Raw genomic sequence first — 24125 nt, forward strand, 5'->3', positions numbered from 1 at the left:
GCACGCCCCGCCAGTTTAAAGCCGTATCCGGCGTCAGACGTAGTAAGCAGTACCGCATTGCGGGTCGTTAGCTCAGTTGGTAGAGCAGTTGACTTTTAATCAATTGGTCGCAGGTTCGAATCCTGCACGACCCACCATTTAAAGCAGTATCCGGTGTAAACCGAAAACAGTACCGCATTGCGGGTGATTAGCTCAGTTGGTAGAGCACCTCCCTTACAAGGAGGGGGGCGGCGGTTCGAGCCCGTCATCACCCACCATCGGGTCGTTAGCTCAGTTGGTAGAGCAGTTGACTTTTAATCAATTGGTCGCAGGTTCGAATCCTGCACGACCCACCAGTGTAGAAAGGCGCCCTAAAGGCGCCTTTTTGCTATGCCGAATCGGCAGGATGAGAACCTGCAGCAGGTTCGGGTCGAGCGCAGGCGAGACAACGTTGCCTCTGGCAGCGGCCCGCAGGGCGAGGCGTGAGCCGAGTCATCCTGCACGACCCACCAGTGTAGAAAGGCGCCCTAAAGGCGCCTTTTTGCTATGCCGAATCGGCATACTATTTCTTCATATTTAAATTTTTCCAGATATGCATCACCGCATAGCTGCGCCAGGGACGCCACTGCGCAGAGCGCGCTTCCGCCTGCCTGGCGCTGATGCCGCCCAGATTATTCCTGATCGCGATATCCCCGGCGGGAAAGGCATCCGGCCAGCGCAGCGCGCGCATGGCGATATAAGAGGCGGTCCATTCACCAATGCCTGGCAGCTGACGCAGGCGCTGCATCATCTCTTCAGGATTGGCGCTGGCCTCCAGCTGTAGCTCGCCCTCGTTGCAGGCGGCGGCCAGCGCCAGAATAGAGCGAGCGCGGGCGCTCACAATCCCCAGGCTGGCGATCTCGTCAACCGTCGCGCTGGCTACGCGTGACGGCTGAGGAGCCAGACGGGTCAGTTCGGCAAAGGGCGTTTCCGCCTCCTCGCCAAAGGCGCTGGCAAAGCGTCCGCCCAGCGTCGTCGCCGCTTTGACGGTGATCTGCTGGCCGAGCACCGCGCGCACCGTCATCTCAAAACCATCAAAGGCGCCGGGCACGCGCAGGCCAGGGTTACGCTTGAAGCTCTCCATCAGTAACGGATCCTCACGCAGACGATCGTCAATACATTGGGGATGCGCATCCAGATCGAACAGGTTGCGCAAGCGGCGCAGCAGTGCGGGCAGGGCGCCGTTAAGCGTGTGGGAAAATTCCACCTGCAGCGCCGGTTTGTCTGCGGCGTGGGTAACGCGAATCCAGCCGCGGTAGCGCCCCAGCTGCACGGTGCGCATATAGCCCTCCTCATCAACCGATTCCACATTTTTCAGCGCGCGCAGGCGCAGGAAATCAAGCATCGCCTGCCAGTCGTAGGGGGGACGGTAGCTGAGCAGCAGCGTGGACGAACCGCTGAGATCGGCAGCGGTTTCGCCGCTTGCCAGCTTGCGCAGGCGGCTGGGCGGCATCCGGTAGCGCTGGCTAAAAAGATCGTTGAAGCGTCGCAGGCTGCTGAAGCCGCTGGCGAAGGCAACTTCAGTGACCGGCAGGCGCGTTTCGGTAAGCAGCTGTTTAGCCAGCAGCAGACGTCGCGTCTGTTTCAGCTCCAACGGCGATACGCCCAGCTCCTGCTGCACGATGCGTCTTAGCTGACGCAGGCTGAGGTGAAACCAGGCGGCTACCTCTTCCAGGCTGTCGGTGGCGTCAAGCTGGCCCTCATCGATGCGTCGCAGCAGCAAATCAGTAATGCGGTGCGCGCTGTCCACCGGCGCGTTGCCGGGGGCCAGCTCCGGGCGGCAGCGCAGGCAGGGGCGAAAAGCGGCTTTTTCCGCCGCTTCCGCGCTGGTGAAAAAACGGCAGTTTTCGCGGCGTGGCGCCCTGACCGGACAGACCGGGCGACAGTAAATGCCGGTTGAGGTTACGCCGACGAAAAATACGCCGTCAAAACGCGCATCCCTTGAAGTTAACGCCTGCCAGGCGATATCGCCGTTAATCATACTTTTCCGCTCCGCAGCTGGGGATTCTGTTTCACTCTACGCCCGCTTTGAGTATAAAACTCGCCGTTTTCGGACGGCCGGTTTTTTTATTCTGCTGACCGAAAACAGCCGGTAACCGGCGTAAAATGCGCGATAATGCGCAAGTCGATGAGATAAAACAGGAGGAGAAAATGAGCTACTACAGCAAAAAAATGGCTTCGCCGGTAGGCGAGCTTACGCTGTTGGCCAGCGATCGCGGCCTGGCGGCAGTGCTGTGGCAAAAGGAAATGGCACGCATCAGGCTGGCGCCGATTACTGAAGATCCGCAGCACCCGCTGCTGCTGGAAACGGAGCGCCAGCTAAACGCCTATTTTGCCGGTGAGCTTAAGCAGTTTACCCTGCCGCTCGATTTTGTCGGCACCGAGTTTCAGAAAAAAGTGTGGCAGGCGCTGGTCGCGATTCCCTATGGCGAAACGCGCAGCTACGCCGATATTGCGCGCGCGATCGGCCATCCTGCTGCGGTCAGAGCGGTAGGCGCCGCTAACGGGCGCAATCCGATTTCCATCATTGCTCCCTGCCATCGCGTTATCGGCACCAACGGCAAGCTCACCGGCTTTGCTGGCGGCCTGGAAGCAAAAGCCTTTCTGCTGGCTATTGAGAAGTCCGATCTGCTGAGCCTGTAAAAAACCGTAGCGTGCGGCGGTGAGGCGCACGCGCGGCGTAAAATTAGCGACAGCGCACGCGTTTTCCATTATCTTGTTTAGCATACAAAACTGATGTTGCTTTCATCGCGCTAATTAGCGCTAAAATAGCCGAATAAGTTAAGTTAATAAAACGAGAACGCCTTAATGAGCCTGTTGCCCGATACCGATAATTTTTATCCTTTTCCGCCCAAGCCTGCCCGCCTGACGGCAGATGAAAAACAGGCTTACCGTGATAATATCCGGCGGCTGCTGCGCGAACGCGATGCGGTTATGGTGGCGCATTACTATACCGATCCGGAAATTCAGGCGCTGGCGGAGGAGACGGGCGGCTGCGTCGCCGACTCGCTGGAGATGGCGCGTTTTGGCAGCGCCCATTCCGCCTCGACGCTGCTGGTCGCAGGCGTGCGCTTTATGGGGGAAACGGCGAAAATCCTCAGTCCGGAAAAAACCATTCTGATGCCGACGCTGCAGGCGGAGTGCTCGCTCGATCTCGGCTGCCCGATTGAGGCTTTTGACGCCTTCTGCGCCAGCCATCCCGATCGTACCGTGGTGGTCTATGCTAACACTTCCGCCGCGGTAAAGGCGCGCGCCGACTGGGTGGTGACCTCCAGCATTGCCGTTGAGCTGATTGAGCATCTTGATAGCCTGGGAGAAAAAATTCTCTGGGCGCCGGATCGTCATCTGGGACGCTACGTGCAGCAGCAAACCGGAGCGGACGTGCTTTGCTGGCAGGGCGCCTGCATCGTTCACGATGAATTTAAAACCCAGGCGCTGCGGCAAATGAAAGCGCTTTACCCGCAGGCGGCGGTGCTGGTACACCCTGAATCGCCGCAGGCGGTAGTGGATTTAGCCGATGCGGTTGGTTCTACCAGCCAGCTGATCCAGGCGGCGAAAACTTTGCCGCATTCGCACATGATTGTCGCCACCGATCGCGGCATTTTTTATAAAATGCAGCAGGCGGTGCCGGAAAAAATCTTGCTTGAGGCGCCCACCGCTGGTGAAGGGGCAACCTGCCGCAGCTGCGCGCACTGTCCATGGATGGCGATGAACGGCCTGCAGGCGATTGCACAGAGCCTGCAGCAGGGCGGGGAGGCGCATGAGGTTGATGTCGCTGACGAACTGCGCCAGCGCGCGCTGACGCCGCTGAATCGCATGCTCTCTTTTGCTGCGGATCTCAAACTCAACGTAAAGGGTAATGCCTGAGGGCTTACTCCAGGGCGCTAATATGGAATTTTTCAGCACGCAAAATATCCTGGTTCATATCCCGCTGGGTACGGGCGGCTACGATCTCTCATGGATTGAGGCCGTAGGCACGCTGGCTGGCCTGCTTTGCATCTGGCTGGCCAGTAAAGAAAAAATCATTAACTATCTGTTTGGATTAATTAACGTCACGCTGTTTGCGATGATTTTTTTTCAGATCCAGCTCTATGCCAGCCTGCTGCTGCAGCTGTTCTTTTTTGGCGCCAACCTTTACGGCTGGTATGCCTGGAGCCGTCAGAGCAACGATAATCAGGCGGCATTGCAGATACGCTGGCTGCCGCGCCGTAAGGCGATCGCCTGGGGCGCGGGCAGCCTGCTGGCGATTGCGCTGATGACCTTCTGGATCGATCCGGTTTTTGCCTTTCTCACCCGACTGGCGGTGGTGCTGATGCAGGCGGTTGGCCTGCAGGTAACGATGCCGCAGCTGCAGCCCGATGCTTTTCCGTTCTGGGATTCGACCATGATGGTACTGTCGATTGTGGCGATGATCCTGATGACGCGCAAGTATGTGGAAAACTGGCTGCTGTGGGTGGTGATTGATGTTATCAGCGTCTGGATTTTTGCCCGTCAGGGCGTATATGCCATGGCGCTGGAATATCTGCTGCTGACGCTGATTGCCGTGAACGGCAGCTGGCTATGGATTAACAGCGCGCGCCGGCAGAAGGCGCGCGCCTGATCGATCAATGATGGTGATGATGGTGGGCGTGCTGTGGCGCGCCCAGCGTCAGCCCACAATCTTCTCCTGCGCAGCGCTGGTACTCCATCTGTACCGTAGCGTGATCGATCTGATAATGCTGGTGTAAATAGTGATGGATACGCTGCAACAGCGCGTCATGATCGTAGGGCGGCACGACATGAACGTGCAGGGTGACGACTGGCTTTTCGCCCACCTGCCACAGATGTACATGATGCACGTTGCGTACCTCAGGAATATTCAACGTCAGATCGCGCTGCAGCTTTTCACAATCAATCGCCGCCGGCGCCCCTTCCAGTAGCTCGTGCAGGCTCTCTTTCATCAGCGCCCAGGCGCTGCGCAGCACCAGCGCGGAAACCAGCATCGACAGAATCGGATCGATGGGCGTCCAGCCGGTAAACATGATAATCAGCGCGGCGGCTATGGCGCCAACCGAACCCAGCAGATCGCCCAGCACATGCAGCGCGGCGGCGCGTACGTTAAGGTTGCTTTCACCGCTGCCGCGATGCAGCAGCCAGAAAGAAAGCAGGTTCGCCAGCAGCCCGGCGACGGCGATGACCAGCATCAGACCGCTTGCTACCGGCTGCGGCTGGTAAAAGCGGCGTACCGCCTCCCAGACAATTAATACGGTAATCACCAGCAGGGCGATGGCGTTAACAAACGCCGCCAGCGTGGTCAGGCGCAGCCAGCCGAAGGTGTGACTGGCGTTAGGCTTGCGTTGCGCAAACTGTACCGCCAGCAGCGCCATCAGCAGCGCCGCCGCATCGGTCAGCATATGTCCCGCGTCCGCCAGCAGCGCCAGCGAGCCGGAAAGCAGGCCGCCTGCCACTTCCGCCAGCATAAACAGGGCGGTGACGATAAAGGCGGCGCGCAGCCGGGCGCGGTTGCCGTCATGTTCAGGGTGCGAATGTTGATGCGTCATAATTTTCCAGCCTGGCTAATAAATTTCCGGTTAATAATAACAGTAAATTAACGGTATCATTACAGACATCGTGCGCCTGCGCCTGTTCGCCCAGCCGCTGACAAAGCTGCTCGCCTTCGTCGATGCCCAGCAGCAGCCAGCTGCCTTTCATGCGGTGCGCTCGCTTCGCCAGCGCCTGCCACTGCTGCTGCGCCAGCGCCTGCTGAATCGCGCGGCTATCCTCCTGCAGAGTTTTGCGCAACGTGGCGATAACCGCCGGTAAAAACGTCGCTTCCCGGCTGGCGAGCTGCCACAGCTGTCGATCCAAATCCGTCAGCGTATCGGGCGCCGCAGACGTCGCCAGCGCAGCGCGCAGGGCGTGCAGCCCGACCGGTTTAATCATTACCTCATCCGCATCGCGCCACGCCTGCGTCTGCTGTGGCAGCTGAGCATCGGCGCTACAGTAGATCAGCCGGGCGCGCCGGGCGGCGTGTCGCTCACGGCGGCGCAATATGCGCGCCACCGTCGGGCCATCGGGATGCGGCATATTGTAATCGATGAAAATGATATCGAAATGCGTCGCCGCCGCCGCCTGCAACAGCGCACGTCCGTCAGCGAATGTCTGCGCCTTTACGCCAAGCCAGCTCAGCTGCTGCTCTATTACTAACAGGTTGGTAGGATGATCGTCGACAACCGCCACGCGCAGGCGTGAGGGCAGCGGAGGCATATCGGCCTGCGCGCTGGCGGGCGGCCTCTCCGCGGCCAGGCGCAGCGGCAGCGTCAGCGTTACCACAGTGCCTTTACCCGGCGCCGAGCGTAGTTGAATATCGCCGCCCATGCGCAACGCGATCTCCCGGCAGATCGAGAGACCCAGGCCGCTGCCCTGCACGGAGCGGGCGCGTCCGGATGGCGTCTGATACCATGGCTCAAACAGCCGTGCCTGTTCCTCTGGCGGGATGCCGCTGCCGCTGTCGGTAACGCGCAGCGTAAGGCTATCGTCGCTGGCGGCCAGCGTCAGGGTAATGGCGCCCTGAGCGGTAAATTTCACCGCGTTGCTGATAAGGTTAGTGGCGATCTGCTGTAAACGTCCGCCGTCCAGCAGAACCGCGCGCGGCAGGGGAGTCAGCGCCTCCACGCTAAAGCTCGGGCCATCCGGGCGCATTAGCGGCGTCCAGAAACGCTCAACGTCGTGCAGCCACTGCGCCAGATCCAGCGGCGCTGGCTGCAGGCTGAAAGTCTGGTTTTCAATGCGCGAGTGATCCTGCAGATCGTTCAGCAGCGTCATCAGCGCGGTGGCGCTGCTGTGGATCAGGGCGAGGCTCTCCAGCTGCGGGCGACGCGCCAGCTCCAGCTCCAGCAGACCGAGAATCGCCTGCATCGGCGTCCTGAGTTCGTGGCTGACGCTGGCAAGAAACTGGCTTTTCATACGGTTGGCGCGCTGCGCCGCCTCGCGTTCCTGTTCAAGCCGCCGTCGCTGCCGCGCTTCCTGACGCTGCTGACGCCAGCGGCGGATTAGCAGCGCCAGCAGCAGTGCAATCGCCGCCAGCGCAATGGCCGCCAGGGTGAACAGCAGCGGCGTTGCCGGCCCGCCAGCGCCGTTGTCCGGCTGATTCTCATTACTCCAGGCGTCGCGCATACGCTGCTGCGTATCGGGCGGGATTTGCTGAAGCCCTTTATCGAGAATGGCGCGCAGCAGCGGCTGCTGCGCGCTGACGCCGATGGCGATCGGCCAGGCGGTATCGCTGGCGGCGAAGGCGAAATGGATGGCCTCGCTGTAGCGGCTCTGAATCATCCAGCGCGCCGAAAGTACGTTATCCACCAGCGCATCGATCTGTCCGTTCGCCAGCGCCGCGTAAAGCGTCTGGCTGTCGTTAAACGGCTGCGCCTTCAGCTCTGGCGGAATCAGCTGCTGCGCCAGATCGCCGCGGCGGATGCCGATGCGCAGCCCCTGCAAATCCTGCCAGCGCGTGATGCCGGAAGTCGGTCCGCGCAGATAAACGCCCCACAGCGCCCGCCAGACCGGCAGGGTGCTGTTTTCCGCGTCGCCGTTGCCGGAAATCGGCTGCACCAGTTCAATCTGCGCCAGCCCGGCGGCGACCTGCTGCTGCGCCTGCTGCGGATTGTTGGCCCACAGCGGTTTAAAGCGCAGGCCGGTGCTTTGCCCGATGGCGTTCAGCAGGTCGACGCTGTAGCCGCGCGCTTCGCCGCCGGCGCTGCGGTAGCTCCAGGGGTAGTTATCCGCCAGCGCGCTGTAGATCACCTGAGGATGCTGGTGTAGCCACGCTTTCTCCATTGCGGTCAGGTGCAGCGTATTGGTATCAAGATAGCGCGGCAGCTGGGTGCTCCAGCGCCCCTGGATGCCGTTTACCACTTCTACCGGAAGCTGGCGAATCGCCAGGTTGAGCGCATCGCGCAGCGCAGCCTGCGCAGTCACGGCATACAGGCTCAGCTCGCCGGGATCGAGCGGCGAAGCGATTTGATAAATCTGCCCCTGCTGTAGCTGACTAAGCAAAAAGCCCGCGCTGGTTTCATCCGCCACCACATAGTCATTTTGCTGATTAAGCAGCGTGTAAAGCGCCTGCAGATCGCTGCTGTAGCTCTCCCAGCGATGGCGGCGCACAAATTCAGGCGTTACCTGCTGTAGCGTGGCGGCGCTGACGGCGATGCGCGCATCCTGGGAATTGAACATCACTGGGCGTCGGTTCTGGCGGCTGCGGTAGATGCGCAGCGGCGTGGTGTACCAGGCGCGGGTGGCGTAGAGATCGGCAGCTGACGGCGGCTGCGATACGCCAAAGGCGACGTCAGCCTTGCCCGCGCGCAGCGCGCTCAGCAGCGCGGCGGCGTCGGGATAGCGGGCGATAATAAAGCGTGCGCCGGTGAGATTAGCGAGCGCTACCAGATAATCGGCGTTGATGCCGTACAGATCCTGGCCGACAAACATATTCCACGGCGCGCTGCTGGTCTGCAGCACGCCGACCCGTAGCGTTTTGCCCTGCAGCGGCAGCGATTCGCCGCCCGGCATCATTAGCTCCTGCGGCAGCGGCATACTGCTGACCGCGCGCCAGTCGGCGTGTCCGGGAAGGCTGAACAGCAGCGCCAGCAGCAGTAGCAGCAGGCGCATCAATGCTGGGCTTTCCATAGCGCGGCGAGATCCACTACGGAGCTGGCGCCGGTTTTCACCAGAATATTTTTCTTATGGGTACTGACGGTTTTATTGCTGATATGCAGCTGCTGCGCAATTTGCAGATTGGAAAAACCGCGCACCAGCAGAGAGAGTACCTGTTGTTCTTTGCTGGTCAGCGGCAGGCCGCCGCTTGCGGCCGCGGCCAGCTCCGCCGGAAAAACCGTCTGACCGCCCAGCACCGCAAGAATGGCGCTTAACAGCTGCGGCATGCTCTGACTTTTTATTACGTAGCCCGCCGCGCCCGCGGCCTGCGCCAGCTGCATATAGAGGCGCTCGCTCTGCGCGGAGTAGATCAGAACAGGCAGCGCGGGAAAGCGGCGCTTCAGCAGCTTGAGCAGCTCCAGCCCATCGCTCTCCGGCAGGCTGATATCGAGGATAACCAGCTGCACGCAGCGCTGTTGCAGCAGCTGGCAGGCCGCCTGTTCATTCTCTACGGCGCTCAGGCTGAGTGGAATCGGCGCCTTCGCCAGCGCCGCCTCCAGCGCAACCTGTACCAGCGGGTGATCGTCAATCAGTAACAGATGAGCCATAGTTTTGCTTTGTTATTTCAGGGATTGCAGAATAGCGGAAAAATGAGGTGAAGTAATCATCGGCCCAACGGCGGGCGGCAAGGCCGCCTACAGATTAATATAAGCGGGTAAAGCATAACGGGGAAATAAAATAAAAGAGAGCCGCGGCCCTCTTGTTATTTTGCAGATGAATGCGCTGCGCTATTAATTATTGCGTGGTGCCGTCGGTTTTACGATCGACATCGCCGCCGCCCTGCTGGGTCTGTACTTTTTCATTAATGTTTGGGCATTTGCCATCCTTGCACTGCGCGTTTTTATCCATTTGATCGGCGCTCATACCGTTGCTGCCCGCGGTTGGCGTACTGGTGCCGCTGCCGCTAATATTGCTGGAGCCGGTATTAATATCATTATTATCAACATTATTCGGCGGCAGATTCTCTTTCGCCCCCGGCGCTACCGCGCCTGCGTCCGCCGCCTGGTTAGCGGTGCCGTTATTGCCCTGCGCCGCCAGCGCCGCGCCGCTGCCGAGTGTCATTGCTGCTGTCAGGACTGCAATTGCAATCTTATTCATCATGATACTCCCGTTAATTACTGCCAGTTACTGATGATATTCACCAGGGCTTTAGAAGCTGTTCTTTTCTTGCGGCAAGATAATATCCCGCCAGATCAACTTCCGGCGAAAACTTGTTGTGTAAATAATAAATTTTCAAGAACTAACGATTAAAAGTGTAGTAAGGAACCAAAGAAACGCAAATCACCGGCGCGCGGCGGCGACGGAAAGTCGATTTACAGCGCGGTATTGAAGGGATAAATTGGACAGACGGTGCCCGCTGCGCCCGAAAAAAAAATTAAACGGATAGCTTATGAATTACCAGAATGATGATTTAAGAATCAAAGAGATAAAAGAACTTTTACCCCCGGTTGCGCTGCTGGAGAAATTCCCGGCGACGGAAAAAGCGGCCGCCACCGTTGCCGCTTCGCGTCAGGCGATCCACAAAATTCTGAAAAATAAAGATGACCGGCTGCTGGTGATTATCGGGCCCTGTTCGATTCACGATGTGGCGGCGGCGAAAGAATATGCTGCGCGTTTGCTGGCGATGCGCGACGCGCTGAGCGGCGAGCTGGAAATCGTGATGCGCGTCTATTTTGAAAAACCGCGCACTACCGTGGGCTGGAAAGGGCTGATTAACGATCCGCTGATGGACGGCAGTTTCCAGATTAACGACGGCCTGCGCATCGCGCGTCAGCTGCTGCTGGAAATTAACGACAGCGGCCTGCCGACGGCGGGCGAGTTTCTGGATATGATCACCCCGCAGTACCTGGCCGATCTGATGAGCTGGGGCGCAATCGGCGCGCGTACTACGGAATCTCAGGTGCATCGTGAACTGGCCTCAGGGCTTTCCTGCCCGGTCGGCTTTAAAAACGGCACTGACGGCACCATCAAGGTGGCGATTGACGCCATTAACGCCGCCGGTTCGCCGCACTGCTTCCTCTCCGTCACCAAATATGGTCATTCCGCGATTGTGGAAACCAGCGGCAACGGCGACTGCCATATTATCCTGCGCGGCGGCAAAGAGCCGAACTACAGCGCGCACCACGTCGCTGAAGTGAAAAGCGGCCTGGAGAAAGCGGGCCTGCCTGCTCAGGTGATGATCGATTTCAGCCACGCCAACAGCAGCAAACAGTTCCAGCGGCAGATGGTGGTGGCTGACGACGTTGCGCAGCAGATCGGCGGCGGCGAGCAGGCCATTATGGGCGTAATGATTGAAAGCCATCTGGTGGAAGGCAACCAGAGCCTCGAAAGCGGCGAGCCGCTGGTGTATGGCAAAAGTATTACCGACGCCTGCATCGGCTGGGAAGATACGGAAAAAGTGCTGCGTCAGCTGGCGGCGGCGGTGAAAGCGCGTCGCGGCTAATGGCGAACCGCCTCAGCGGGCGCTAAGCGGCGCCCATAAAAAAACCCGCCGGCCGGCGGGTTTTTTCTGCAGCGCGAATTACTTCGCTTTGCCCTGATTCGCTACCGCTGCGGCTTTCGCTGCGATTTCTTCAGCGTCGCCCAGATAGTAGTGTTTGATCGGCTTGAAGTTTTCATCGAACTCATACACCAGCGGTACGCCGGTTGGGATGTTCAGTTCGAGGATCTCTTCTTCGCTCATGTTATCCAGGTATTTTACCAGCGCGCGCAGGGAGTTGCCGTGAGCGGCGATAATCACTTTCTCACCGCTTTTCAGGCGCGGCAGAATAGATTCATTCCAGTAAGGGATAACGCGTTCGATGGTCAGCGCCAGGCTTTCGGTGGTCGGCAGCTGTTCCGCGGTCAGCTGCGCATAGCGCGGATCGTGACCTGGAAAACGTTCATCGCTGCGATCCAGTTCCGGCGGCGTGACGGCAAAGCCGCGGCGCCACTGTTTCACCTGCTCGTCGCCATATTTTTCAGCGGTTTCCGCTTTGTTCAGACCCTGCAGCGCACCGTAGTGACGCTCGTTCAGACGCCAGGATTTTTCTACCGGCAGCCAGGCTTGATCCAGCTCGTCGAGAATATTCCACAGGGTGTGGATAGCGCGCTTCAGTACAGAGGTGTAGGCGAAATCGAAGGTGAAACCTTCTTTTTTCAGCAGCTGACCTGCTGCTTTCGCTTCTCCGCGCCCTTTATCGGACAGGTCGACATCGTACCATCCGGTGAAGCGGTTTTCGTTGTTCCACTGGCTTTCGCCGTGGCGCACCAGAACCAGCTTAGTTACAGCCATAGCTTAACTCCTTAACGCTCGTATGATAATGAAACCATTATATTGCCGCCGCGCGCGGTACGGCAAACGATAGTGCCCTAACATAGCGGAATTCTGCGCACGGCGTAAGTGTTGCGCCTGCGCAGTGCGCGTTTTTCAACCTGATGTTATTCCGCCGTTAACGTATAGCGAGTAACACTTTGCCAGGTTTTGCCGGGTTGTAACCAACAGCTGGGCTGCGGCCACTCAGGATGGTTGGGCGAGTCGGGAAGAAACTCGCTTTCCAGCGCGATGCCCTGAAATGCAGTATAGCTGCCGCTATCGCGCGCGGGCGTACCGTCAAGGTAATTGCCGCTGTAAAACTGCAGCGCCGGGGCGGAGGTTGCTACCGTCAGCTTCAGCTTGCTGTCTGCTGACCAGAGCTGGGCGGCGGGGCGATCCGTCCCGGAACTATTGAGCAAAAAGGCGTGATCGTAGCCCTGCACCAGGCGCTGATCCTCATCCTGTAAAAAGTCGCGTCCGATGCTTTTCGCCGTGCGGAAGTCGAAACCGCTGTTTTCCACCTCCTGCAGCGGCGCGCGCGGAATACCTTCGCTGTCGACCGGCAAATAGCGATCGGCGTTAAGCTGCAAGCGATGCTGACGCGCATCGCCATGATGCGCATCGAGATTGAAATAGGCGTGGCTGGTCAGATTAACCGGACAGGCGCGATCGACCTGCGCCTCCCAGCGGATGGCGAGGCAGTTATTATCATCCAGGTGGTATTCGACCTGGGCGATAAGATTACCGGGATAGCCCTGATCGCCATCGGCAGAATCGAGGCGGTAGATAACGCGTTCGTCGCTCTGACTGACGATCTGCCAGCGGCGACGATCGAATCCTTCCGGCCCGCCGTGCAGCTGGTGCGGCCCCTGGTTCGGCGTCAGCGCAATGCCGGCTTCCTGCAGCCGCGCGTTAGCGATGCGGTTGGCGTAGCGCCCTACGGCGGCGCCAAGGTAAGCCGTCTGTTTCAGATAGTCTGCCGGCGTGGCGCAGCCCAGCAGCGCTTCGCGCACGCTGCCATCCTTCATCGGCACGCGCGCCGATAGCCAGGTCGCGCCCCAGTCCATAAAGGTAGCCACCATGCCGTGACGGTTGCGCAGCACGCTGATGCGCCACGGCTGTCCGTCGGGCGCCAGCGAGGTTGCCTCGTTTAGCATTGTCCCGCTCCTTCCGATGCCGTGCAGACGTAGAAGGTCTCCTTGATGCCGGTGGCGGCCTCATACTGGCTGGCTACTGCTGCTTTTACCGGCTCCACCAGATCCTGCGGCATTAACGCTACCACGCAGCCGCCGAAGCCGCCGCCGGTCATGCGCACGCCGCCCTTATCGCCGATGGTCGCCTTAACGATCTCAACCAGACGATCGATGGGCGGCACGGTAATTTCAAAATCGTCGCGCATCGAGGCGTGCGATTCAGCCATCAGCTCGCCCATGCGTTTCAGGTCGCCTTTGCTCAGCGCCTCGGCGGCTTCGAGCGTGCGCGCATTCTCGGTCAGCACATGGCGCACGCGTTTCGCTACCTGTGGGTCCAGCTGGTGTTCAACGGCGCGGAACTGTTCAATATCCACATCGCGCAGCGCGGGCTGGCTGAAGAAACGCGCGCCGGTTTCGCACTGTTCGCGGCGGGTGTTGTATTCGCTGCCGACCAGATTACGGCGGAAGTTAGAGTTGATAATCACCACCGCCACCTCTTTCGGCATCGGCACCGCGCGCGTACCCAGCGTGCGGCAGTCGAGCAACATGGCGTGATCTTTTTTACCCAGCGCGGAGATCAGCTGATCCATGATGCCGCAGTTGCAGCCGACAAACTGGTTTTCCGCTTCCTGGCCGTTAACGGCGATGTCGGCGCCGTCCAGCGGCAGATGCCAAAGCTGCTGAAATACGGTGCCGATTGCGACTTCCAGCGAGGCGGAGGAGCTAAGCCCGGCGCCCTGCGGCACATTGCCGCTGATGACCATATCCACGCCGTTGAAATCGTCGCTGCGCTGCTGCAGATGTTTTACCACGCCGCGCACATAGTTGGCCCACATCGGCTCTTCCACACGCATAATCGGCTGGTCGAGCGAGAAAATATCCTGCTGGTTGTCATAGTCGACGGCGATCACGCGCACCTGGCGATCGTCACGCTTCGCGCAGCTGATTACCGTTTGATAATCGATGGCGCAGGGCAGCACGAAACCGTCGTTATAGTCGGTGTGTTCGCCAATCAGGTTAACGCGCCCCGGCGCCTGGACGGTATGCGTCGGCTGATAGCCAAACTGCTGCTGGAAAATCTGCTGGGTTGTCGCTTTTAAATTCATTCTGAAGCTCCCGTCTGGCGGAAATGGTTGTCGCTGACAGAACGCAAACGCTCTGCCGCCTGTTCCGCGGTTAAATCACGCTGGGTTTCCGCCAGCATTTCATAGCCCACCATAAATTTGCGCACCGTCGCTGAACGCAGCAGCGGCGGATAGAAGTGGGCGTGCAGTTGCCAGTGGCTGTTTTCTTCGCCGTTGAACGGCGCGCCGTGCCAGCCCATCGAGTAGGGGAAAGAGCACTGAAACAGGTTATCGTAGCGGCTGGTCAGTTTTTTCAGCGCCAGCGCCAGATCGCTACGCTGCGCGTCGTTTAAATCCACCAGACGCCTGACCGGCGTTTTCGGCAGCAGCAGCGTTTCAAACGGCCAGACCGCCCACCAGGGCACCACCGCCAGCCAGCGTTCGGTTTCCACTACCGTGCGGCTGCCGTCGTTCAACTCGCGCGCCAGATAGTCCAGCAACAGCGGCGAACCGTGCTGGTCATAGTAAGCGCGCTGGTTGATATCTTCGCGCTGAACCTCATTCGGCAGGAAGCTGTTGGCCCAGATCTGGCCGTGCGGATGCGGATTCGAGCAGCCCATCGCGGCGCCCTTGTTTTCAAATACCTGCACCCAGGGATAGTGCTGTCCCAGATCGGCGGTCTGCTCCTGCCAGGTGCGCACAACTTCCTCCAGCGCCGGCAGGCTCAGCTCCGGCAGCGTTTTGCTGTGATCCGGCGAAAAGCAGATTACCCGGCTGGTGCCGCGCGCGCTTTCACAGCGCATCAGCATATCATCGCTGTGCGGCGCTTCCGGCGTATCGCTCATCAAGGCGGCAAAGTCATTGGTAAATACGTAGGTGCCGGTGTAATCGGGGTTTTTGTCGCCGGTCACGCGCGTGTTGCCTGGACAAAGAAAACAATCCGGATCGTGTTGGGGAAGTTGCTGTACGGCAGGCGACTCCTGCGCGCCCTGCCAGGGGCGTTTGGCTCGGTGCGGAGAAACCAGTACCCACTGATCGGTCAGCGGATTGTAACGGCGATGCGGATGATCGACCGGATTGAATTTTTCCATAGTGTGTCCTGATAGCTGACTAAAGCGGTAATCGCAGAATAAAAATAGCACAGGGTAAAACGCTAAAGCGTGATCCAGTCTGGATAAATGGAATCGTTTACACAAGCTGAAAAATCTTATTTGCCAGCAATAATGGCAACCGGTAGCTAAAGGATGGCAATGTTGTACGTTTAATTTGGTAACGGTTACACAAAAGTTTCTCAGCCGGCGCAGCGCGACGCCACACCGAGGAAAGAAAAGGCCGCTCGTGCAGAGGCCGGGCAAGCGCAGCGATAAAATCAGCCCGGCGGGAGAACAGGCCGCTTTGTGCAGCCGCCGGGGCAAGCGCAGCGATAAAAAGCAGCCGGACGGGAGAACAGTCCCCCGCGCGCAGGAGCCGGGAAGATTAACTCAGCGTCTCGATAAGATAATCGTAGCGTTCGCCCTGGGGAAGAAAACTCAGGCGGTGGGTAATGCACTGTGGCGCATCTTCCGCATGGTGAGAAACAAACAGCAGCTGCGTCTCTCCTTGCGCGATCAGCACATCAACAAACCGGCGCACCAGCTGGCGATTAATTGGATCGAGACCCTGTAACGGCTCATCAAGAATCAGCAGGGCGGGGTGTTTTACCAGCGCGCGCGCAATCAGCACCAGCCGCTGCTGGCCCCAGGAAAGACTGTGAAACGGCGCATCGGCCAGTTGTTGCATACCCAACAGCGCCAGCCAGCCGTTTGCCAGCGTGCGCTGGCGATCGGATACGGCCTGGTAAAGCCCAATAGAGTCAAAGTAGCCGGAAAGAATGACGTTACGCACGCTAATCGCCACGCGATAGTCGAGATGCAGGCTGCTGCTGACGTAGCCGATATGCTGCTTGATTTCCCAGATGGTTTCGCCGCTGCCGCGTCGGCGGCCGAACAGCGTTAAATCATTGCTGTAGCCCTGCGGATGATCGCCGGTAACCAGGCTGAGCAGCGTCGATTTACCCGCACCGTTGGGGCCGGTAATTTGCCAGTGCTGGCCGGGCAGCACCGTCCAGCTCAGTCCGTGCAGTACCGGCCTGTCGTTATAGCTCACCACGCCGTTGTTCAGCTGAATGCACGGCGCATCAGGCGCCAGCCGCGGCTGCTGGCCTGGGTTATCCGCCTCCGGCAGCGCCATGCCTGCCAGCTGTTCGCTGTGGGCCAGCTGGGCGACCAGCGCCTCCGCCAGCACCTCATCACGCCTGCCGACGTGCGTCAGATGACATTCGGCGAGGATGCCCACGCGATCGACAAACGCAGGAATATCGTCAAAACGGTTCAGCACCAGCGCCAGGGTAAAGCCCTGCTGATGCAGCGCAGCCAGCAGCGCGGCGAGGCTGGCGCGCGAGTCGACGTCGAGTCCGTCAAAGGGTTCATCCAGCACCAGCAGATCGGGCTGCGCCATTAGCGCCCGGCACAGCAGCGTTTTGCGCGTTTCACCGGTAGAAAGGTATTTGAAGCGGCGATCCAGCAGGGCTTCAATGCCAAACTGCTGCGCCAGCTGTCGGCAGCGCGCCTCATCTTTAACCTCATCCTGAACGATCTGCGCCGCCGTCCGGCCGGTATCTTCTTCGCCTTCGCTCAGCAGATCGGTATTGTTACGCTGCCACTCTTCGGCAACCAGCTGTTGCAGCTTCTCCAGCGAAAGCAGCGAGGGGCGCGTAAAATCGCTGTGAAAAACGCCCTGCAGCGGCGCCAGATCGCCGGCCAGCACCCGCGCCAGCGCGGACTTTCCGCTGCCGTTGGCGCCGACAAAGGCCCAGCTTTCGCCGCTGCGCAGGTTCAGATGGTTAAGCGTTAATACTTTGGTATCGCTAAGACGAAACGTGCCTTGCGAAATTTGCAACGTAGCCATTTTTTATTCCATTTTTTGCAGCGTGAAAACTGGTTTTAATGGCTGGCTGCCGTGATGTCAAACGCTGGCCGCCGATTCAGAGCAGCGTCGCGATAATCACCCGATCGGCGTTAAAATGTGCTATTACCCCGGCGCCCGGCTGGAGATTTTGCTGCTCCACCCGCTGATTACTCAGGGTGGCGCACAGCGTCTCCCCGCTGGCCAGCGTCATCAGCACCTCGCTCTGCTGTTCGCCATGTTCAATCGCGCTGATGGTGCAGGCGAGCTGGTTATCCGCCCCGGAGGAGGCCCGGCTGACGTCAATCCACGGCGCCTTGATCAGCAGCAGCACCTCTTTACCGGCGGTGAGCTGCAGACGATCGGCGCTTTGCTCGGTCAGCGCCACCTTCAGCCGCGTCTCGCCATCGGCCAGCAGCACCTCGACCTGCTGCTGTACCCGCTCCGTATCGCGATGTATCAGCGTACCGAACAGCTGATTGCGCGCGCTGGTTTGCAGGGAAAAGCGGGCGATGGCCGCCAGCAGGCTGTCAAGCGGCAGACGATCGTCCTGCAATACATCAAACGCCTTCTGTTGAATCTGCTCCAGCAGCCGAAACAGCTCAATCAGCCGTTCGCCGTAGCGGGTGAGCTGCGCGCCGCCGCCGCCTTTGCCGCCCGTGGCGCGCTCCACCAGCGTGCGCTCCGCCAGCTGATTCATATCATTAATGGCGTCCCACGCGCTTTTATAACTGATGCCCGCCAGTTTCGCGCCCTGGCTGATAGAGCCGGTGTTTTTAATCTGTTGCAGCAGCCTAATCCGCCGCGGATCGGCAAACAGTTGCTGCTGCAGTCGAATAATAAGAGAGATATCAGCCTGCATGGTTAACTCCACAAATTGTTTTGCTGCGATTGTAAAAGAGGCGGCGCAGGGTGTCACGGCGTTAAGTCAGCGCGTCAGGAAAGGTAAAGCGCACAAAAGAACAGTGCCTTTTTTATCATGCCGGATACAATGGTTTTTTTATCGCAATCAATGAGGCAACTATGCTGGATCTGTTAAAAAGCCTTGCCGTCGCCGTAATTATGGTGCCTGTCGTTATGGCTATCATTCTTGGCCTGATTTATGGCATGGGCGAAGTTTTCAACGTGATCTCTAAGTTTGGTCACCGTAACGACCAGGCGGCAAAGCAGCGTCACTAAGCGTAGCGCGTCTAATCTTCCTTTTAACAGGGCCGATCTGATATCGGCCCTGTTGTTTTTTCACCGCCGTTTGTTTTTTCCGCTTTTTCATTTGATCAAACCAATGACAGCGTTCAACGTCTCGTTATAGTATGCACTATATAACGTAACCAGGAGAAACTGTATGTCAGCTATTAATAAGAATAATTGCATAATGGCGCTGGCGATCGGGCTGTCGCTGTGCGGACCGGCCGGCGCCGCTGAAAAAGTGACCGTATTCGCCGCGGCTTCGTTGACCAACGCGCTGCAGGATATCGTCAACAGCTATGAGAAAAACGAACAGGATATTAAAATCGTTACCTCTTACGCCTCTTCCTCTACTCTGGCGCGTCAGATTGAGCAGGGCGCTCCTGCCGATCTGTTTATCTCCGCCGATCAGCAGTGGATGGATTACGCGGCAAACAAAAAAAGCATTGAAAACACTTCACGCTATACGCTGCTGGGCAACGATCTGGTGCTGATCGCCCCCAGCGACGCGCACAGCCAGCCGGTGCGGATTGACAAAAATACCGACTGGAAAAGCTTATTAAAAGGACAACGCATCGCAACAGGCGATCCCGATCATGTTCCTGCCGGTATTTATGCGAAAGAGGCCTTACAAAATCTGGGCGCCTGGGATACGCTGTCGCCGGTTATGGCGCGCGCCAACAACGTGCGCGCGGCGCTGGCGCTGGTGGAGCGTAATGAAACGCCTTACGGCATCGTCTACGGCTCCGACGCCGTTGCCAGCCATAACGTACAGGTGGTCGGGCATTTTCCGGAAAACAGCCATAAACCGGTGCAGTACCCGATCGCTATTGTCAAGGATCGCCAACAGCCTGCGGTCAGCGCGTTTTACGACTATCTCAAAGGACCTGAGGCGGCGGCAATATTTAAAAAATATGGATTTACCCCTAACTAATGATCTTGAGTGACGTGGAATGGCAGGCTGTTGAACTCAGCCTGAAAGTTTCTGCCGTGGCAGTGGCGGCCAGCTTACCCTTTGGTATTTTTCTCGCCTGGCTGCTGGCCCGCTGTCAGTTTCGCGGCAAAGCGCTGCTTGATAGCCTGATTCATCTGCCGCTGGTGCTGCCGCCGGTGGTGGTGGGCTATTTACTGTTGCTGTCGCTGGGGCGGCGCGGCTGGATCGGCGCCTGGCTGTATGACTGGTTTGGCTTCAGCTTTGCCTTTAGCTGGCGCGGCGCGGCGCTGGCGGCCGCGGTGGTGGCGCTGCCGCTGATGGTGCGCGCCATCAGGCTGGCGCTGGAGGCGGTCGATCCGAAGCTGGAGCAGGCGGCGCGCACGCTGGGCGCCGGGCGCTGGCGCGTTTTTTTCACCATTACCCTGCCGCTGACGCTGCCCGGCCTGATCGCCGGCACGGTGCTGGCATTCGCCCGTTCGCTGGGCGAGTTCGGCGCCACCATCACCTTTGTTTCCAATATTCCTGGCGAAACGCGCACTATTCCTCTGGCGATGTTCACCCTGCTGGAAACGCCCGGCGCGGAAAGCAATGCCGCCAGGCTCTGCCTGATCGCTATTGCGCTGGCGTTGATTTCGCTGCTGCTGTCGGAATGGCTGGCCCGCTGGGGCCGTAAGCGTCTGGGGGGCTGATGCTGGAGCTTAATTTTACATTACGGCAGGGCGAGAGCCTGCTGCAGGTGAACGCCGAGCTGCCGACCAAAGGCATTACCGCCGTTTTCGGCGTCTCCGGCGCCGGAAAAACCTCATTGATTAACGCTATCGCCGGGCTGGCGCAGCCGCAGCAGGGATCGATTCGCCTGAACGGACGCACCCTCAGCGATGCGGAAGAAAATCTCTGGCTGCCGCCGGAGAAGCGCGGCGTCGGCTATGTCTTTCAGGAGGCGCGCCTCTTTCCTCATTACCGGGTGCGCGGCAATTTGCGTTACGGCATGGCGAAAAGCCGTCAGGCGCAGTTCGATGCGCTGGTGAATTTACTGGGGCTGAACGATCTGCTGGATCGTTTTCCCTGGACGCTCTCCGGCGGGGAAAAGCAGCGGGTAGCGATTGGCCGCGCGCTGCTGACGGCGCCCGATATCCTGCTGATGGATGAGCCGCTGGCATCGCTTGATATCCCGCGCAAGCGCGAGCTGCTTCCCTGGCTGCAAAAGCTGGCGCAGCAGGTGGATATCCCGGTTCTTTACGTATCGCACAGCCTGGATGAGATTCTGCAGCTGGCCGATCGGGTATTGCTGCTGGATAAAGGCCAGGTAAAGGCGACGGGCACGCTGGAGCAGGTGTGGAGCAGCAGCGCGCTGCGTCCCTGGCTGCCGCGCAGCGAGCAGAGTACGGTGCTGCGGGTGCAGGTGCTGGAACAGCATCCCGACTATGCGATGACCGCGCTATCGCTGGGCGATCAGCATATCTGGGTCAGCCGCGTAGAGGCGCCGATAAAATCGCCGCTGCGCATCCGTATCCAGTCTTCTGACGTTTCCCTGTCGTTACAGCCGCCGCAGAACAGCACCATTCGCAACGTACTGCCGGCGCAGGTTAGCGAACTGATTGAGGTGGATAATCAGCAGGTAGAAGTGAAATTGCGTATCGGCGCCAGCGAGCTGTGGGCGCGTATTACGCCCTGGGCGCGTGACGAGCTGGCGATTAAACCAGGCATGTGGCTGTTCGCGCAGATAAAAAGCGTTTCTATCACTGCCTGAGAAAGCCGGGGCGTCGGGGCCGCCGTGACAGCTTATCCGCCCCGGCGGTGCGACAGCCGGCAGGGCGGAAAAACCGCCGCCGTAGCCGGCAGGGCGGGGCGGCAGCTTTAGCGCCCAGACGGCCGGCTACAGCACCTCGCGACGGATGGTTTCGGCTATGCCCGGTTCCAGGTTAGTGCCGATTACCCGCGCGGCGCGCGCTTTGATCGCCTCATCGGCATTGCCCATCGCCACGCCCAGGCCGACGTTTTCCAGCATGCTGAGATCGTTATAGTTATCGCCAAACGCCAGCACCTCTTTCATCTCCAGCCCCTGCGATTCCACCCATTGCGCCAGGCGTTTGCCTTTGCTGTTGCCCGCCTGCGCGATATCCACCTGATCGTGCCACGACCATTCGCAGGCCAGCCCCAGCTGTTGCTCAACCCCGGCGGCAAACTGCTGCAGGGCGCGCGTATCGGGATGAGAGAGCGCGAATTTCCAGATGGCCTGCGCCTCGCGGGCCGCGGCGGCAAGGTCCGGCACCTGCAAAAACAGCGGGCGCTGATGCTCAGGCAGCGATTCAGCCCACAGCAGAGAGCGCTCGACGTGACCGGTCGGCGTCTGGTAGAGCATGGCGTCATCGACGTAGAGCAGGCCGTGAATTGCCTGGCGTTCAAGCATTTCAATCACTTTCAGCGCCTGCGGCTGCGCCAGCGGATCGGAGCAGAGCGCTTTTTTCGCCTGATAATCATACAAATAGGCGCCGTTACAGCAGATTGCAGGTGTATCCAGCGCCAGCGCCTGATAAAAAGGATGGATAGCGCAGTGGTGGCGTCCGGTGACAATCAGCACCTTTACTCCGGCGCGTTGCGCTTCGGCAAGGGCGGCCAGCGATTCAGGAAGAATGGTTTTACGCGGCGTAAGCAGCGTGCCGTCAAGGTCAAGGGCAATTACGCGATAGCTCATAGGTCGTTTCGCCAGTCATTATTCGCAAAGCAGCGATGTTACACCGCTCGCCGCAGCATAAACAATCCGACGGACAAAGATAAAACGCGCTACCCTTTGCCACAGGTTAACGATTACAGGTAATGAGATAAGGAGAATTCATGAAGCAAGTTGTTTATACCGCCAGCCCGGAAAGCCAGCAGATCCACGTCTGGCAAATGCACGACGATGGCGCGCTGACGCTGTTGCAGGTGGTGGACGTGGCCGGACAGGTACAGCCGATGGTGGTGAATCCCTCCCAGCCTTTCTTATATGTCGGCGTGCGCCCGCAGTTTCGCGTTATCGCTTACCGCATTGCGGATGACGGCACCCTGAGCGAGGCGGGCCAGGCCCCGTTGCCGGGCAGTCCGACCCATATCTCTACCGATCTGCACGGCAGCTTTCTGTTTTGCGGCTCCTATAACGACGCCTGCGTCAGCATCAGTCCGATCGGCGCCGACGGCGTGCCGCTGGCGCCAGGCCAGGTAGTGAACGGTCTGGAAGGCTGCCACTCGGCGAATATCGCCGGCGATAACCAGACGCTGTTTGTGCCTGCGCTTAAGCAGGATCGCATCTGCCTGTTCGACCTCGATGCTGCCGGCAAGCTGACGCCGCATCAGCAGAGCCAGCTGACGACCGTTGAGGGCGCAGGTCCGCGTCATATGGTTTTCCATCCCAACCGGCAATACGCCTACTGCGTTAATGAACTGAACAGCACCGTTGACGTCTGGCAGCTGAATAATGCCCATGGCCAGATTGAGCGCGTTCAGAGCCTGGATATGCAGCCCGCCGATTTTAGCGGCACCCGCTGGGCGGCGGATATTCATCTGACGCCGGATGGCCGCCATCTTTACGCCTGCGATCGCACCTCCAGCACGTTGACGATTTTCAGCGTCAGCGAAGATGGCGCCCTGCTGAAGGTGGAAGGCCATCAGCCAACCGAAACGCAGCCGCGCGGCTTTAACATCGATCGCCGCGGCGAATATCTGGTTGCCGCCGGGCAGAAATCGCACCATATCGCAGTCTATCGCATCGGCGCCGAACGCGGTTTACTCACGCCGCTGGCGCGCTATGCGGTTGGCCAGGGGCCGATGTGGGTAGTGATCCACGCGCTGTAAATATTGAGCCGCTTCGCAGTTTTTACCGTGGAGCGGCGGGTTAACCCTATTCAGATCAAACAATTGCGCTTTCCGCTTTTTTTTCCTGCCGCCGCGTTGTCTTAACCACGAGTTTAAAACAACAAGGAGGCAATAATGCCGTTATTAAAAAAATTCTGCTCCCCGCTGTTTGCTGCCGGCCTGCTGTTTTCTGGCGGCGCGCTGGCGGAGACGGTTCCACATTTTCTCACCGCTGCAGAGGCGCCGGACAGTTTTGCGATTCTTCCGCCGCCTCCGGCTTTCGACAGCGTTGAGTTTCTGCGCGATAAAGCGTTTTACGACTGGGGCGTGGCGCAGCGTAAAACGGCACGCGGCAAGCTGGCCTGGCAGGACGCCAACGTCAAGGCGGAGAATATTCCTTTGCTGTTCAGCACGGCGTTTGGCTACTCGCTGACGCAGCAGCAGGCGCCGGAAATTTATCGCCTGATGATCACCATGAAAGAGGATGCCGGCACCTGGGCTACCGCCAGCGCGAAAAAGCACTATCAGCGTATTCGGCCTTTCTCTTTCTACGGCGTACCGACCTGTCGTCAGGAAGATGAAAGCACCCTGGCGGGCGAAGGCTCCTATCCGTCAGGGCACACCACCATCGGCTGGGCGTTAGCGCTGGTGCTGGCGGAAATTAACCCGGCGCGTCAGCAGGACATTCTGCGGCGCGGGCTGGAGATTGGCGAAAGCCGGGTGATTTGCGGCTATCACTGGCAAAGCGATATTGATGCGGCGCGCACCATGGCCGCGGCGGTGGTCGCCAGGCTGCATGCCAGTGCGGAATTTAACCAGCAGATGGAAAAAGCGAAGGCGGAGTTTGCGCGTCTGGCGGCAGGCGGAGCGCCGTAGCGCCCCGCGTCGATGGTTAGCTGTACAGCACGGTAATGGAGGCGCTGGCGAGGCGATGAAAATGGACGTTAAAGCCCACCATCGCGCCGCTGGCGTTCTCA

General features: G+C 59.2%; 22 protein-coding genes, 3 tRNA genes, 1 other RNA gene and 1 pseudogene. 14 read left to right on the forward strand and 13 right to left on the reverse strand.

What is annotated here, in order from left to right; all coding sequences use genetic code 11:
* Positions 1-61 precede the first annotated feature (61 nt).
* From FKM52_RS20925 to FKM52_RS20940, 4 genes are all read left to right on the forward strand, one after another.
* Positions 62-137, forward strand: a tRNA-Lys gene (locus tag FKM52_RS20925).
* 44 nt (positions 138-181) lie between these two features.
* Positions 182-257, forward strand: a tRNA-Val gene (locus tag FKM52_RS20930).
* A 2-nt stretch (positions 258-259) separates the two neighbouring features.
* Positions 260-335, forward strand: a tRNA-Lys gene (locus FKM52_RS20935).
* A gap of 29 nt (positions 336-364) precedes the next feature.
* A non-coding RNA gene (locus FKM52_RS20940) (RtT sRNA) lies at positions 365-491 on the forward strand.
* A 50-nt stretch (positions 492-541) separates the two neighbouring features.
* On the opposite strand, the gene FKM52_RS20945 is transcribed toward FKM52_RS20940, so the two are convergent.
* On the reverse strand, positions 542-1999 hold the full coding sequence (locus tag FKM52_RS20945; protein WP_141178043.1) for an AlkA N-terminal domain-containing protein: 1458 nt from the start codon (positions 1997-1999) through the stop codon (positions 542-544).
* Positions 2000-2169: 170 nt separating this feature from the next.
* On the opposite strand from FKM52_RS20945, the gene FKM52_RS20950 reads away from it, so the two are divergent.
* The 3 genes from FKM52_RS20950 to pnuC all read left to right on the forward strand — a co-directional run bounded on the left by FKM52_RS20950 (position 2170) and on the right by pnuC (position 4618).
* A complete protein-coding gene (locus tag FKM52_RS20950) occupies positions 2170-2661 on the forward strand; it encodes a methylated-DNA--[protein]-cysteine S-methyltransferase (RefSeq protein WP_141178044.1) in 492 nt (163 codons plus the stop codon).
* 165 nt (positions 2662-2826) lie between these two features.
* Positions 2827-3885, forward strand: a complete 1059-nt coding sequence (gene nadA / locus FKM52_RS20955; protein ID WP_141178045.1) for a quinolinate synthase NadA — start codon at positions 2827-2829, stop codon at positions 3883-3885.
* Positions 3886-3907: 22 nt separating this feature from the next.
* Positions 3908-4618 (forward strand): nicotinamide riboside transporter PnuC, encoded by a 711-nt coding sequence (gene pnuC / locus FKM52_RS20960; RefSeq protein WP_141178046.1) that lies wholly within the window; start codon positions 3908-3910, stop codon positions 4616-4618.
* 4 nt (positions 4619-4622) lie between these two features.
* Here pnuC and zitB read toward each other — a convergent pair whose 3' ends face one another.
* The 4 genes from zitB to FKM52_RS20980 form a co-directional block, all read right to left on the reverse strand.
* Positions 4623-5558: a CDF family zinc transporter ZitB gene (zitB, locus tag FKM52_RS20965; protein ID WP_141178047.1), complete on the reverse strand. Its 936-nt coding sequence runs from the start codon at positions 5556-5558 to the stop codon at positions 4623-4625.
* Positions 5533-8676 carry an ATP-binding protein gene (locus FKM52_RS20970; RefSeq protein ID WP_141178048.1) on the reverse strand — a complete coding sequence of 1048 codons (3144 nt, stop codon included), beginning with the start codon at positions 8674-8676 and terminating at the stop codon, positions 5533-5535. The genes zitB and FKM52_RS20970 overlap by 26 nt, the downstream gene beginning before the upstream one ends.
* Positions 8658-9251, reverse strand: coding sequence for a response regulator transcription factor (locus FKM52_RS20975; RefSeq protein ID WP_141178049.1), 594 nt, complete (start codon positions 9249-9251; stop codon positions 8658-8660). The genes FKM52_RS20970 and FKM52_RS20975 overlap by 19 nt, the downstream gene beginning before the upstream one ends.
* 187 nt (positions 9252-9438) lie before the next feature.
* Positions 9439-9804, reverse strand: a complete 366-nt coding sequence (locus tag FKM52_RS20980) for a YbgS-like family protein (RefSeq protein WP_141178050.1) — start codon at positions 9802-9804, stop codon at positions 9439-9441.
* Between the two features lie 289 nt (positions 9805-10093).
* On the opposite strand from FKM52_RS20980, the gene aroG reads away from it, so the two are divergent.
* Positions 10094-11146: a 3-deoxy-7-phosphoheptulonate synthase AroG gene (aroG, locus tag FKM52_RS20985; RefSeq protein ID WP_141178051.1), complete on the forward strand. Its 1053-nt coding sequence runs from the start codon at positions 10094-10096 to the stop codon at positions 11144-11146.
* 78 nt (positions 11147-11224) lie between these two features.
* Here aroG and gpmA read toward each other — a convergent pair whose 3' ends face one another.
* The 6 genes from gpmA to modE form a co-directional block, all read right to left on the reverse strand.
* Positions 11225-11977, reverse strand: coding sequence for a 2,3-diphosphoglycerate-dependent phosphoglycerate mutase (gene gpmA, locus FKM52_RS20990; protein ID WP_141178052.1), 753 nt, complete (start codon positions 11975-11977; stop codon positions 11225-11227).
* 146 nt (positions 11978-12123) lie between these two features.
* Positions 12124-13155, reverse strand: a complete 1032-nt coding sequence (galM, locus tag FKM52_RS20995; RefSeq protein WP_141178053.1) for a galactose-1-epimerase — start codon at positions 13153-13155, stop codon at positions 12124-12126.
* Complete coding sequence (gene galK, locus FKM52_RS21000) at positions 13149-14297, reverse strand: galactokinase (RefSeq protein WP_141178054.1); 1149 nt, start codon at positions 14295-14297, stop codon at positions 13149-13151. The genes galM and galK overlap by 7 nt, the downstream gene beginning before the upstream one ends.
* Positions 14294-15346 carry a galactose-1-phosphate uridylyltransferase gene (gene galT / locus FKM52_RS21005; RefSeq protein ID WP_141178055.1) on the reverse strand — a complete coding sequence of 351 codons (1053 nt, stop codon included), beginning with the start codon at positions 15344-15346 and terminating at the stop codon, positions 14294-14296. Before galT ends, galK begins: the two co-directional genes overlap by 4 nt.
* A gap of 385 nt (positions 15347-15731) precedes the next feature.
* A complete protein-coding gene (gene modF, locus FKM52_RS21010) occupies positions 15732-17201 on the reverse strand; it encodes a molybdate ABC transporter ATP-binding protein ModF (protein WP_141178056.1) in 1470 nt (489 codons plus the stop codon).
* Positions 17202-17277: 76 nt separating this feature from the next.
* Positions 17278-18060, reverse strand: coding sequence for a molybdenum-dependent transcriptional regulator (modE, locus tag FKM52_RS21015; RefSeq protein ID WP_141178057.1), 783 nt, complete (start codon positions 18058-18060; stop codon positions 17278-17280).
* Positions 18061-18221: 161 nt separating this feature from the next.
* Between modE and FKM52_RS21020 the strand changes: the two genes are divergently transcribed.
* From FKM52_RS21020 to modC, 4 genes are all read left to right on the forward strand, one after another.
* A complete protein-coding gene (locus FKM52_RS21020; RefSeq protein WP_141178058.1) occupies positions 18222-18377 on the forward strand; it encodes an AcrZ family multidrug efflux pump-associated protein in 156 nt (51 codons plus the stop codon).
* Between the two features lie 163 nt (positions 18378-18540).
* A complete protein-coding gene (gene modA, locus FKM52_RS21025; protein ID WP_141178059.1) occupies positions 18541-19317 on the forward strand; it encodes a molybdate ABC transporter substrate-binding protein in 777 nt (258 codons plus the stop codon).
* Positions 19317-20006 carry a molybdate ABC transporter permease subunit gene (modB, locus tag FKM52_RS21030; protein WP_141178060.1) on the forward strand — a complete coding sequence of 230 codons (690 nt, stop codon included), beginning with the start codon at positions 19317-19319 and terminating at the stop codon, positions 20004-20006. Before modA ends, modB begins: the two co-directional genes overlap by 1 nt.
* Positions 20006-21067 (forward strand): molybdenum ABC transporter ATP-binding protein ModC, encoded by a 1062-nt coding sequence (gene modC / locus FKM52_RS21035; protein WP_141178061.1) that lies wholly within the window; start codon positions 20006-20008, stop codon positions 21065-21067. The genes modB and modC overlap by 1 nt, the downstream gene beginning before the upstream one ends.
* A 126-nt stretch (positions 21068-21193) precedes the next feature.
* On the opposite strand, the gene FKM52_RS21040 is transcribed toward modC, so the two are convergent.
* Positions 21194-22012: a pyridoxal phosphatase gene (locus FKM52_RS21040; protein ID WP_141178062.1), complete on the reverse strand. Its 819-nt coding sequence runs from the start codon at positions 22010-22012 to the stop codon at positions 21194-21196.
* A 140-nt stretch (positions 22013-22152) separates the two neighbouring features.
* Between FKM52_RS21040 and pgl the strand changes: the two genes are divergently transcribed.
* Positions 22153-23148 (forward strand): 6-phosphogluconolactonase, encoded by a 996-nt coding sequence (pgl, locus tag FKM52_RS21045; protein ID WP_141178063.1) that lies wholly within the window; start codon positions 22153-22155, stop codon positions 23146-23148.
* A gap of 132 nt (positions 23149-23280) precedes the next feature.
* Positions 23281-24024, forward strand: a complete 744-nt coding sequence (locus FKM52_RS21050; RefSeq protein WP_181407963.1) for an acid phosphatase — start codon at positions 23281-23283, stop codon at positions 24022-24024.
* Between the two features lie 16 nt (positions 24025-24040).
* Here the strand turns inward: FKM52_RS21050 and FKM52_RS21055 are convergent.
* Positions 24041-24125 (reverse strand): annotated as a pseudogene (locus FKM52_RS21055) (kinase inhibitor); the annotation flags it as partial.

The sequence above is a fragment of the Mixta tenebrionis genome (assembly GCF_006517625.1).
Classification (GTDB): Bacteria; Pseudomonadota; Gammaproteobacteria; order Enterobacterales; family Enterobacteriaceae; genus Mixta; species Mixta tenebrionis.